Origin of the sequence: Enhygromyxa salina (assembly GCF_000737335.2) — a bacterium.
GTDB classification, from domain to species: domain Bacteria; phylum Myxococcota_A; class Polyangia; order Nannocystales; family Nannocystaceae; genus Plesiocystis; species Plesiocystis salina_C.
The window spans coordinates 21,649-33,588 of record NZ_JMCC02000112.1 but is presented as its reverse complement, the minus strand read 5'-3'; the positions used below and the strand labels follow the sequence as shown (position 1 = coordinate 33,588).

Sequence of the window (11,940 nt, the reverse complement as noted above, 5' to 3'; positions counted from 1 at the left end):
CTTCGGAGGTTTGGCGAGCGCCTCCGCAGCGCCGCGAAGGTGTCTGATAGCCGCTCTAGGCCGACGGCGGCACGCAGGCCTTGCCGCCGCCCCCGTCCGTGAAGGTGATGTTCGACGAGCAGTTCGACTCCACGTCGGGCCCACGGTTGGCGTTGCACTCGCTCTTGTTGGTGCAGATCCGAAAGCAGTAGTTGCTGCCGTCTTCGTGGGCGACGCACGCCGAGCCCTCGGGACAGTCAACATCGAACGTGCAGTCTTCGATGCCACAGTAGCCGCCCTTGAACTGGGCCAGACAGGTCTGCCCGTCCAAGCAGTCGGCTGCGGCCGAGCACTCCGCGCCCACACCAAGCTCGTCGGCCTCGACGCCCGAGTCCCCGCAGGCAAGGGTCAACGTCAGGCTGGCAGCAAACACGAGAGACAGCGCGAGGACTCGACGCACGGATCGCATGCGCCAAGTGTCGCGGGTCTCGCACCCGCGTGCAATTGGGCTCAGCCAGGAGCGCATGGCGACCCGCGGGCGGCTCGCTTGTTCAGGCGCCGCTGCGCCGGGCCGGATGCTACGCTAGCCCAACGAATGTCCAGCGATCAGGAACTCCCAGATCCAATCCGCAGGCTGCTTCGCAACGTTGGGCACGAGCACGAGACCCCACGCGCGCGACGGATCTTCACGAACCGCGATCTCGACTTCGAGCAGGTCCCCGTCGTGGGCTTCGACATGGACTACACGCTCGCGCGCTACCGCCAGACCGAGCTCGAGGCGCTCTCGCTCGAGACCACCGTGGTCAAGTTGGTCGCGCAAGGCTGGCCCAAGGTCCTTCACCAAGTTCAGCCCGATCCCGAGTTTGCGATCCGTGGGCTGGTGGTCGACAAGCTGCGCGGCAACCTGCTCAAGATGGACCGCCACGGCTACGTCGGCCGCGTGTACCACGGGCGGACCATGCTCGAGCGAAGCCAGCGAAAAGACATCTATCGCTCGCAGCGGGTCGGCGGTGAGCGTGCGCGCTTCAGCTACGTCGACACGCTGTTCTCGCTGCCCGAGGTCACGCTCTACGCGGCGGTCGTGGATCTGATCGACAGCGAGCCGCAAGCGTGGGGCCCCGGCGGCCCGCCGGACTACGCGAGCGCGTGGACGGCCGTGCGCGCGGCGATCGACGAGGCCCACCAAGACGACAGCATCAAGTCGCGGATCAAGGCCAACGTCGCCGCCTACTTCGACAAGGATCCCGACCTCGCGCCCACGCTTCACAAGCTGCGCTCGGCCGGCAAGAAGCTGTTCTTGCTGACCAACAGCCTGTTCCCCTACACGAACTCGGTCATGAGCTACCTGCTCGGCGGCGAAGACGACGCCTACGAGGACTGGACCAGCTACTTCGACTGGTGCGTGGTGGGCAGCCGCAAGCCAGGGTTCTTCACGGACACCGAGCCATTTTGGGAGATCGATGTTGCGACCGGCCGCAAGTCGACCAAGCCAATCGCTACGCCGGGCAAGGGCCGCGTGTACGAAGGTGGCAACCAGATGGGGCTGCAGCGGGCGCTTGGCGTGTCACCCGACGAGATCCTCTACGTCGGTGACCACATCTACGGCGACATCGTGCAGAGCAAGAAGACCTCGGGCTGGCGGACCCTGCTGATCGCCGACGAGCTCGAGCGCGAGATGCCGGTCCGCGACGACTACCACGTCGCGCTCGAAGAGATCCTGACCCTCTCGGAGCTGTGGGAGCGGCTCAGCGAAGAGGTCTCGGATCAGCGCTACCTGCAGCGCGGCCTCGAGCTGCTCCACGCCAACGAGCTCAGCCGCGAGTACCTGGCCCAGGGCCAGCCCCTCACCCCGGACCAGTCAGCCGCGCTGCTCGACCAGATCCGCGTGCGCGCCCGCGAGCGGCTCAAGCGGCTGCGCGCCCACGAGGACTCGGTCGCCGGCTACGTCAAGCAGCGCAGCGTGGAGGTTGACCGGGCGTTTAACCGCTACTGGGGGTCGGTGTTCGCCGAGCGGTATGACTCGAGCTTCTTTGGGGCGCAGCTCGAAGAGTATGCGTGTTTGTATACGAGTCGGGTGAGCAACTTCTTGTTCGTGAGCCCGCACCGCTACTTCCGCGCCCCCCACGGCGCAATGCCCCATTGGTCTTAGACCCCGAGGGTTTTAGACCCCCACATAGACCTTAGACTTCGCCGACTGCAGCCGCTGGCGCGTCTGGTCGCTTCGCTCCTCGGGGCCGTTTGTTCGCTATTGTATGATTGGCCCCCTGGGAGGGGGCTCATTGTACCGTTGGCGAGCATCTACCTCGGCTGGGAGGGGGCTCATTGTACCGTTGGCGAGCATCTACCTCGGCTGATGTGGTCGAGGTGGTGCTGGGAGGGGGATCGTCTGGTCGCTTCGCTCCTCGGGGGCGTTTGTTCGCTATTGTATGATTGGCCCCCTGGGAGGGGGCTCATTGTACCGTTGGCGAGCATCTACCTCGGCTGGTGTGGTCGAGGTGGCGCTTTCGATGGGCGCGGTGAACTTCCTGGGCTTCCGGGGGGAATCGTGAAGCTACATGGGGTTGGCTTGGCAGGCTTGGACGATGACGTCGACGGCGCCCTGGAAGAAGGGCACGTAGTCGTCGTCGCAGCTGGGGCCGTGGAGGCCCTGATCGCCGAACATGTTGATGAACTCGAGCCAGTGATCGCCTGCGCCGGGGGTGAACGAGCAATTGTTGTCGTTGGCGGGGATCAGGCCGAGGGTGACGATGCGATCGAGGTCGCCGCCCTTTGCTGCGAGCAAGGCGTTGAACGCCTCTTGCGGGGAGTTGACCTCGTTGTTGCCGTCGTCGTCGCTGATGAAGGTGACGACCAAGATCGCGTCGTCGCGCAAGAAGCCTTGGTTGCAGCCGCCAGGGGCGTTGAGGGGGTCGCTGACGGCCTGGACGATCGCGTCGATGGGGCGCTCGTTGGGGGAGCCGGCCAGGCCGACGTGGGCCATGCAGTCAAAGACATCGTTCTTGTTGGGCTCGTCCTCTTGGATGTAGCGCTCTCCACCAAACGGGTCGCAGAACATGTTGCTGGCCCCCTGCCCGGCTGGCTCGACGACGCCGGCGCCAAGGGTGATGTCGCACTCGCCAACGTCCATGGTGCACGCGTAGCCGTTTGGACCCTCGCAGGTTGAGTGCAGGTTGTTGGGGTTGGCGCAGTTGCCGGGGGTGCACCAACCGGTGAGATCCGTGTCGGTCACGAGGATGTGATCGTCGGTGTCGAGGCTATCTTCGATCGACTGAATGAAGCCTGGGAACGCGGCGGTCAGGGCCGTCTGCTCGGGCAGCATGGAGATCGAGTTGTCGATCACGAACAAGAAGTCGACCTTGGCGCAGCCGTCGGGATCCCCGTCGCCGTCGCCGTTGGTGTCGCCGTCTCCGTCGCCCGCTGTGTCGCCGTCTCCGTCTCCGTCGCCGTCTCCGTCCCCCATGGTGTCGCCGTCGCCGTCGCCCATGGTGTCGCCGTCGCCGTCTCCGTCACCAGGGTCACCGTCTCCGTCGCCGTCGCCGTCGCCGTCTCCGTCGCCGTCGCCGTCGCCGTCGCCGCTGGCCTCTTGGTCAGAGCCTTCCGCGCTGCCCTCTTGATCGGAGCCCTCCGCGGTCTCGCTGCCCGTCCCTTCGCTGCCTCCGCTCCCGTCACTGGCTCCGCCTCCACACCCGACCACGAGCGCGAGCGTGAGGGATCCCAGACACCTGTTCATTCGGATCATGGCCCCATCTTAGGCCGAATGAGGCGCGCCAAGTCCGGAAAACCTGGCGGCAGCGCGTGATCCAAGATCGAAATCGCGCATGCCGGGGCGATCCCGAACGCGCCCTGTGACACTTGGTGTCAAGTCGAGATCTGCCGTCTCGCTCACCACTTCGGCCGGTCGGGGCCGCCTCAAATTTGATCGCGCAACATCAGGAGTTGATCGGGGCTGTACCAGCCGTGGATCCGCAACGAGGGCCCGTTGGCCTCGACGTGGATCCCCGCGGCGAACTGTTGGAGGCTCGGCTCACCGCTCGCGGCGAACTCATCGAGCATGCCCTGCACGGTCGCCCGTCCTTGCTCGGCGCTCGCGGCCGCGTCGACGCTCAGGTTGAGGTCGAAGCCAAGCCCGCTGCTGAAGTCCAACATCACCGTGAGATCGTATGGCTCGCCCGAAGCCAAGCCGATCATCATGAACATCGACGTGACCTCTGGGGGCAGCCGGCCGATCGCCCACGCGTTCGCGTGGGTGTCGACCCGGGAGATCAAGCGCGCGAGGCTGGCGTCGGCGGTCGACTGCAGCGCGGGCCGGCCCATGCACTGGGCGAGCTGAGCGACCTCGTGCTGCCACCCACGGCTGGTCAGCACGAGCTCGTCGGGGGAGATCAAGTACGCGACGCCGTCGTCGAAGGGGATCGTTGGCGGTCCGCCGAACTGCCCCGGTGAGAGCGAGGCCTCGACCTCGACCGCTTGCTCGCCCGGCAGTTGGCGACGCATCACTTGCACGGCGCAGGTCGCCTGCTCGGGCTGACCGATCGCCGGGCCCTGCATGATGAGCACGAAGTCCTCCGTGGTCGGATTGAACCCAACGAACACATCGCGCAGCGCCGCGGGCTCGATCCCACACTCGCGCAGGCCCGCGAACAATTCCGACAGCTCGCCCGCTTCGACCTTGGCGCCGAGCACCGACCAAAACCCGGAGTTCATCACCTGCGCCGGCTCGATCCGCACCAGCCACTGCGCGGCCTCGGGGACCAACAACATGCCACCGCTGGGCGTCGTGGCTTGGCACCCGATCGGCTGCGGGGGGGCCTCGACGATGATCGCTGGCGCGACCCCGGTCGGCTCGGCGCCGGCCCGGACCGGCTCCGACACAACCGGCGCCTCGTGCTTGCAGCCGCCGAGCCCGAGCCCGAGCCCGAGCGACAGCGACACGCTCAGAACCGTCCACGCTCGAGTCGGCATGTCGTACACGATAGTGCAGCGTACGCGGCGCCCGGGCTACGCAGGCAACTCGAGAGCCAGGTGCGCGCCCGCGTTGGCCGCAAGCTCGGTTCTGCTCGCAGACGGGCTCTGCGCAGCTGTCGACGTGGCGGCAGCTCACGGCCGAAACTGGCGAGTTCTGGCCGCTAGCTGGGCTCCACGACGCCGCGAGCCTCCAGAGGCGAGCGAGAGATCTCGCTGAGCTGAATTGTTGGGTTTTATATGAAACAAACCTGCCTTTCCCGGCATACTCTTCGTGCTCATGGGCTTGCGTCACCCCCCAACTCTCGCCTTCCTGACCCTCACCTTCGCGCTCACGCTGCCCGGCCTCGCGCTGGCCAGCCCGCCAACGGACATCGAAGCGCTCCACCCAGAGCCGCTGATCGCCAACGGCCAGGGCGTTGGCCAGTGCGCGTGGCCAACCGCGGTCGCGGTCACGGGCGGCGGCGGGCTGTGTACCGGCACGCTGATCCATCCGCAGCTGGTTGTGTACGCGGCCCACTGCGGCGCGGGCAACAAGACGATTCGCTTTGGTGAGACCGCGTTCTCGGGTGGGCGCACGGAGTCGGTCCAGTTCTGCATGACCAACCCCGACTACGGCGGCACGGGGGACCAGGGCCATGACTGGGCGTTTTGTCGGCTGAAGAACCCGGTCACGGATCTGCCGATCACGCCGCCGGTCTCGGGCCCGTGCGAGAACACGATCATTCAGATCAACCAACAGGTCGCCGTCGTCGGGTTTGGCGAGACCCTGCAAGGCAGCAGCGGGGTCAAGAACTGGGGCTTCACGAATCTGCTGGCGGTCGACAAGCCGGGCAACAAGGTCGTGCTTGGCGGCGGCGGCACCTCTTCGGTGTGTCCCGGCGACTCTGGCGGCCCCGCCTACGTGCAATTCCCCGACGGCAGCTGGCGGACCTTTGGCATCGCGTCGACCGTGAGCGGCGGCTGCGGTGGCAACGGCACCCACGCGCTGCTCGAGGGCGCGCTGGGCTGGCTCGAAGCCGAGAGCGGGCTCGACGTGACCCCGTGCACCGACTCCGAAGGCAACTGGGCACCCGGTCCGCTGTGCGGCGGGTTCAACACGCTGACGCCCAACCAGGGCGTGGGCGACTGGTCCTCGTGGTGCGCGGGCACGCCAGCGAGCGTGGTCAGCGACGTATGCGGCAACGCGTGGGATGACTTCGACGAGGGCCAGCTGCCAAGCGTGTCCATCGCCTCGCCGGTGTGGGGCGACACGTTTCAAGCCAACAGCGAGGTCGACATCTTCATCGACGCGGCCAAGCACCCCGACGGCTTCTCGATCAAAGAGGTGCGCCTGAAGATCAACGGGGGCGACGTGGCCAGCGACCTCGCCGACCCGTATGAATTCTTGAAGGCGAACTTCGTGACGCCCGGCGTGTTCACGATGGTCGCGGTCGCCGAGGACTGGTCGGGCAACATCGTCGAGTCGGAGCCGGTTGCGATCGGGATCGACACCGAGGTGCCGCCCAAGCCTGAGCCCGACCCGGACACGGGTGATGGGGATGGGGATGGGGGGTCGGGTGATGATGGGGGGACCTCGTTTGGTGGGGACGACTTTGGCGCGGACTTTGGTGCTGATGACGATGGCGCTGGGTGTGCGTGCAACTCCACGGAGGGCTCGCCTGGGCCGTGGTGGTTGCTGGGGGGGTTGGGGTTGCTGGGGCTCCGCCGCCGCCGCGACGGGTAATTGGGCGCGCGTGCGATCGGGCGTGGCGGTCTCGGCGACGCTTCGCTTGCGGCGGGAGCATGGAGCTCTCGCGCCTCGCCCCAACCGGGGTCGCGTTGCGTCGCGTCGCGTCGCGGCCTGGGGTACACTCGATTCGATGGCCACCAAGCCGCACGACCCTGCGAAGCCCGTCGCCAGTAAGGAAGAGCTGAAGGTCCTCCTCCTTGCCGGCCTCGACAGCGGCGAACCCACGCCCCTCACGGAGCAGGACTGGGAAGCGCTGCGGCGGCGTGCTCTGGCCAACACCGAAATTCGCAAGAGCGGCTGAGCTCGCGCTGGATTTGCGTGAAGACTCGCAGCTACAGGCTCACGCCCGCAGCCCGCGATGACATGAACGCCATCGTGGACTACCTCCGTGAGCGCAACCCGGTGGCAGCGATTCGCTTCGTCGAGGCGGCCCAGGCCACGTTTGAGCACATTTGCCAAGCCTCGTCCGCATACCCAAGGCTCGGATGGGGTGGACCGAGGTTGGCATTCCTGCGATGGCGGCCCCTGACTGGAGCGTTCAATCGTTACCTCGTGTTCTATCACGAAGGTGACGATTACTTCGATGTCGTTCGTGTGCTTCACTCGGCTCGCAACATCGAGCGTATCCTCCGCGATGAGGAGTAGCTGAGTTCGACTTCGTCGCCGAGCGCGACGCGAATCCGGGGCCGCAGCATCAGCCCAGTTCCTACGACCGCGACTCGCGGTCAATCGCTACATTGCTGTTCGGGTCGGCGTCTCGTGGAATCGGGTTCCCCGTGGACCTCGCGTCAGTCGTTGTCGGAATGGGAGGAAATCTCGACATCTTTGCGGCCCTCGGGGGGGGCCGATGATCCCAAGACGAGAATGAGATCCGGAGGCGCGAGCCCCCCGTCCGGAGCGCCCGGCGTGAGACTGAACAGCGTAGTATCGAGCCCCGACTCATTCTCGCGCCCACGCGGCAGACGCGTGCTAGCGTGGGCAAACATGGGACGCCCAGCCCCGACCTCGCTCACCCTGTGCGTCTCCGCCCTCGCGCTTGCCTGCGTTAGCTCTGGCGAGCCCCCAATCAGCGACGCGGAGGCAGACGGCGTAGCGGACGGGGGCGACACCACAACGCTCACCCCCGACCCTAGCGAGGAGTCCAACTCCCAGGGCTCGGGTGCCGGCCAGGACGAACATTTCGACGACGACGACGGTTCGGATCCAGCTTGCAGTGACACCAACTGCAACCAGATCGACCTACTGCTCGTGATCGACAACTCGGGGACCATGGGCGAAGAGCAGCTCGCCCTCGGACCGGCGCTGAGCCAGCTCCTCGACCAGCTCCACGGCCTCACCGACAAAGACGGCGCCCCCGTGCACGCCGACGTCAACATCATGGTCACGTCTACGGACGTCGGCCACCCGCTGTGTGAGCCGTTCGCCCCCGATGGGTATGTGCCGCTCGCGGGAGCACCTCAGCAGACCCCGTGCATCGATCGCCTCGAGGACTTCACAGGGCTCGGCGCCGATCCGCTCATGTTTCAACAGGCGTGTACCGACATCTGCCCATTTCCAGTCGGGCCCGCCAACGATCCCTACATTCACTTCGAGGGCCCGCAGGGGTCGACAACCAATATACCCGGCAACGAGGTCGAGGCAGCGCTGCACTGTCTCGCGCCCCAAGGCATCAATGGTTGCGGCTACGAGTCTCCACTCGAGGCGATGTTGCAGGCCATCAACCCCGAGGCCAGCTGGAACCAGGGCAACAGCCCATTCTTGCGAGACGGTGCCATGCTCGCGGTCGTCGTCATGACTGACGAGGCGGATTGTTCGGTTCTGCCGCCCGAAGGTTACGCGCTCTTCGTCGACCAAGACACGTATTGGGAGGTCAACCCCGATACCAACACGAAGACCCAAGCGACCTCGGCGGTGTGCTGGAACGCGGGCGTCGACTGTGGCATGCCAGACATGGACGGGACCTTCCCGGACTGTGTGTCGCTCGATACCGGCGCGCTGCATCCCGTTAATCGCTATCGTGCGTATCTCGAGGACGAGCTGATCGAACATCAGAACAAAAACGTCGTCATGCTCGGTATCGTCGGGGTGCCCCCCGTGACCGCACACAACCCCCGTCCGCCGTTTGAGCCGACCGCGGGCGGGGTCGCGGATCTGCTCTATCGAGAGTGGAAGGACGGTCCCTATCCAAGCGGCGACATGTTGCCGGGTGACCTCGACCCGGCGCACAAGCAGTTCCAGTTTGGCATCGGGCCGGGTTGCACGTCCGAAGACGGCATGGGCGGGTTCAGGGGCCAGGCGATCCCCCCGGTTCGGCTGCGCGAGGTCTGCGAGGGGCTCGACGAACCCGACCGCGTGCGCTGCTGCCTGGAATCGATCTGCGACAACGACTATTCGGCCGCGTTCACGTGTCTGGGTGGCATGATTCAATGGTCGATTGACCCGAGCTGAGCGCCTGGGTACGGTACATTCGCCACGGTGTCAGTTTGCGGCACCAGCCGGCTTTTCTCAATTCGTCGAACGGACTATGAGTTCGACCGGCTCGGGCTCGAGAGCGACCTCGGCGCGAGTCGGAGGACCGCGAGCTTCGCTCGGGCCCTCCGCCGCGAATGGCTGCGAGTCCCCACGCCCCTTGGAGTGCGCCCGCACGCGGCCTCCGTGGGCCTGGAGGCGTCCAGCCTAGGCCAGCACGATCGCCAGCCCATCACCCTCAATCTCGATCGCGTAGGTCGCCCCCGGCGTGAAGCTAGCCAACTCCCCAGGCGCCGTGAAGCGCACGCGACCGCGGTCGGGCTGCAGCCCGTGGGCCATACACCCATCGCGCGCCTCGAGGTACACCCGCAGCGTCGGCCGCGGCCCAACCTCGACGCTGATGAACACCTTGTCCCCGCCGCGCATCGAGACGCCCGTGGCGTGCGAGAGCTGCTCAAACGCCCGCCGAGGGATGCACAGACGGCCGTCACCGTGGACGCTGGCCAGCATCTCGGCGTTCGCCTGCGCTACGGCGGCAGCGAAGCGCTGGCGCTCGAGCGCGGTCGGGGTGAAGCCGGGCCGCGGGATCTCAACCTCGAAGTCGTGAGCTTGGCCAAGCATGGGCGTGGGCGCGTAGACAAACACCTCCGTGTTGGCGGGCGTCCGGCTGCGACCCGCGGTCCGCCGGGGAACCTGGACCGAGGCGGTGACCCGGCCGTGGCGATCCCGGTATTCAATCGCGCCTTGGTGAAACAGGTCTTTGACGAATTCCCCGAGCTCGGTCACGGCGTAGCGAAAGTCCGGTCGCTCGAGTCGCAATTGTCGCGCGAGCTGGCCCGAAGAGAAGCAGGTGTCGGTCAGGCACCAGTGGTCAATGAGGGTACAGACAGCGTCCTGCCAGGTGCGCTCGGTCGCGAGGCTGGGCAGATCGTGGGTGGTGTTCGAGGCGGCGGTAGCGGTGGTCATGATGATCTCGTTTGTTGCGATGCGATGGGGTAAAAATCGAGTGTCGAGTTGCAGGTGATCAGCCAATCGAGGCTTCGACCACGTAGCGAATCCGCTGGTAGCTGGGGTCGAAGATGATGTGCTCATCGTTGGCCAAGCTCGACACATACTTGTCGTAGGCCGCGACGCTGTCCTTGCCCTTGGGCGGCGAGGACCACGAGCCGCACGAGCGGGCCATGTACGCGTCGCCCATGATCACGTCGGACAAGAACATGAAGAAGCCGCGCCCGCGGATGTTGCCGCCGCTGGCCCAATAGCTGTTCCCGTGTCCGGTGTAGCCGTAGGACTTGCGCCAGTCTGTGGCAAAGTAGATCCCATGGCCAAACGCGGCACCGGTGATCTGCGCGCCCGGCAGCGACCGCGGAAGGCGAAGATCCCCGCTCAGGATCGGGTGAATGTTGACAGCCCGGGTCCCGTGGATACCCAGGAACACGTTGGCGTCGGCGGCGTGCTGTTGAATGTCAACGAGGTCGCTGCGCCGGGTTGGCTGCAGCCGGGCCTGCTCTTTGATCTTCTTGCCGTGGTTGCTCTTGGCGACCTTGGCGACGGCGTCGACGAAGCGATGATCACGATCGGGGCGCTGAACCTCGAAGATGTTCTTGATCACGAGCTTGCCGCGAATGTAGTTGTGGCGGTTGTTGGTCATGCCCGCGTAGACAGAGGCCAGCCACTTGCCCTTGGTCGACCTCGGGTCGATCCAGCTCAGCTGCGCGTTGAGGACCCGATCGGGGTCGACGTCGTCCACGGCCTTCTTGTCGTCAACGCTGAAGTCCTCGTTTTGCAGCGAAGACGCGAACGCGTCGAGGTCGTTTTGAATCGAGAGGATGTTGTCCGAGGACAGAATCGTCGCGGCCGCGCGCTGGCGGGGCGTGCCGCGCAGCGGGATCACTCGGGGCACGAGCGCGGCGACGAGCTTCGAGATGTCGACCAGCTTGTCGTCGCTGATCTGCAGATCGAGCAGGCGTCGGTCCCACGCGTCTTGGCTCTCGCGCTTGCGCTGGGGGTTGGCGCTGGCGACATCGGCGATCCGCTGCATGGCGAGCGGCAGGAATTCGTCGCGGACCTCGGTGATCGAGTCCATGGTCGGGATGATCCCGGTCGCCTGCGCGGCGGCGCGGGCGTAGTCACGGGTGCCGCCGACCAGGTCTTTGGCCAGCGCGACGACCTGCGGCTGAAAATTCTTGCCCGGCTTGGGCTTGCGGGCTTTCTTGGCGGCCGCTCGCTTGGCAGCGGGCTTGGCCTTGACCACGCCGCTGTCGTCCTTGATCGAGTAGGCGTCAGGCAGGCCGCGCTCGCGGGCCGCGAGCGACTGCACGATGTACGCGTCCTTCGACTTGCCCGACTTGTCGACCTTGGCGACCCAGATCGTCTTGCTGCCGACCTGCTTTTGGGTCAGGCGCGCGAGGTTCTTGGATCGGCACTGCTTGGCGAACGCAGACCGGGCCTCGGCTTCGGTGCTGCACTTGGTGAACATGAAGTCCATGCCACCTTTGGGCGAGTTCCCGGGCCAGCTCTTGCCGCCGCTGATCCGGCCCCACTCGGTGTAGACAAACCAGGTCCCGCGGGCCTCGAGAACGCCTGCGTGGTAGTACTTCGAGCTGTTGCGGTCTTCGAATTGGTTGACCGAGGCCATGTCGGCGATACCAACGTCATCGGCGAAGTCGCCCTGGTCCTTGGCCGGGCGGCCCTTGTAGATGAATTCACTGGGGGCGAAGCCTGCGGGGATTTGTTTGCGTGCGAACTTGACGGCCATGGAGATTCTCGCTTTCGGGCGTGTGGGGCTTGCTGATCAC

General features: G+C 65.9%; 10 protein-coding genes. 5 read left to right on the top strand and 5 right to left on the bottom strand.

Annotation, left to right across the window (positions count from 1 at the left end; genetic code table 11):
• Positions 1–55 precede the first annotated feature (55 nt).
• Positions 56–448 carry a hypothetical protein gene (locus DB30_RS33220; protein ID WP_146661718.1) on the bottom strand — a complete coding sequence of 131 codons (393 nt, stop codon included), beginning with the start codon at positions 446–448 and terminating at the stop codon, positions 56–58.
• A 126-nt stretch (positions 449–574) separates the two neighbouring features.
• On the opposite strand from DB30_RS33220, the gene DB30_RS33215 reads away from it, so the two are divergent.
• On the top strand, positions 575–2,128 hold the full coding sequence (locus tag DB30_RS33215) for an HAD-IG family 5'-nucleotidase (RefSeq protein ID WP_052556683.1): 1,554 nt from the start codon (positions 575–577) through the stop codon (positions 2,126–2,128).
• A 402-nt stretch (positions 2,129–2,530) separates the two neighbouring features.
• Here the strand turns inward: DB30_RS33215 and DB30_RS33210 are convergent, their stop codons facing one another.
• Entirely contained in the window at positions 2,531–3,718 is a 1,188-nt protein-coding gene (locus DB30_RS33210) for a hypothetical protein (RefSeq protein WP_205633125.1), read from the bottom strand.
• Positions 3,719–3,888: 170 nt separating this feature from the next.
• Entirely contained in the window at positions 3,889–4,941 is a 1,053-nt protein-coding gene (locus DB30_RS33200) for a hypothetical protein (RefSeq protein ID WP_146661716.1), read from the bottom strand.
• A 280-nt stretch (positions 4,942–5,221) separates the two neighbouring features.
• Here DB30_RS33200 and DB30_RS33195 point away from each other — a divergent pair, with 280 nt between their 5' ends.
• From DB30_RS33195 to DB30_RS33180, 4 genes are all read left to right on the top strand, one after another.
• The gene (locus DB30_RS33195) at positions 5,222–6,667 is read left to right on the top strand and encodes a trypsin-like serine protease (RefSeq protein ID WP_052556678.1); all 1,446 of its coding nucleotides are present in this window, start codon (positions 5,222–5,224) and stop codon (positions 6,665–6,667) included.
• Positions 6,668–6,803: 136 nt separating this feature from the next.
• Positions 6,804–6,974, top strand: coding sequence for a hypothetical protein (locus DB30_RS33190; protein WP_153258440.1), 171 nt, complete (start codon positions 6,804–6,806; stop codon positions 6,972–6,974).
• Between the two features lie 17 nt (positions 6,975–6,991).
• The gene (locus DB30_RS33185; protein WP_052556676.1) at positions 6,992–7,318 is read left to right on the top strand and encodes a type II toxin-antitoxin system RelE/ParE family toxin; all 327 of its coding nucleotides are present in this window, start codon (positions 6,992–6,994) and stop codon (positions 7,316–7,318) included.
• 339 nt (positions 7,319–7,657) lie between these two features.
• Positions 7,658–9,121 (top strand): hypothetical protein, encoded by a 1,464-nt coding sequence (locus DB30_RS33180; protein WP_052556674.1) that lies wholly within the window; start codon positions 7,658–7,660, stop codon positions 9,119–9,121.
• A gap of 228 nt (positions 9,122–9,349) precedes the next feature.
• Here DB30_RS33180 and DB30_RS33175 read toward each other — a convergent pair whose 3' ends face one another.
• Positions 9,350–10,108 (bottom strand): hypothetical protein, encoded by a 759-nt coding sequence (locus tag DB30_RS33175; protein ID WP_146661712.1) that lies wholly within the window; start codon positions 10,106–10,108, stop codon positions 9,350–9,352.
• A 58-nt stretch (positions 10,109–10,166) separates the two neighbouring features.
• A complete protein-coding gene (locus DB30_RS33170; protein WP_052556670.1) occupies positions 10,167–11,900 on the bottom strand; it encodes a hypothetical protein in 1,734 nt (577 codons plus the stop codon).
• Positions 11,901–11,940: the final 40 nt, after the last annotated feature.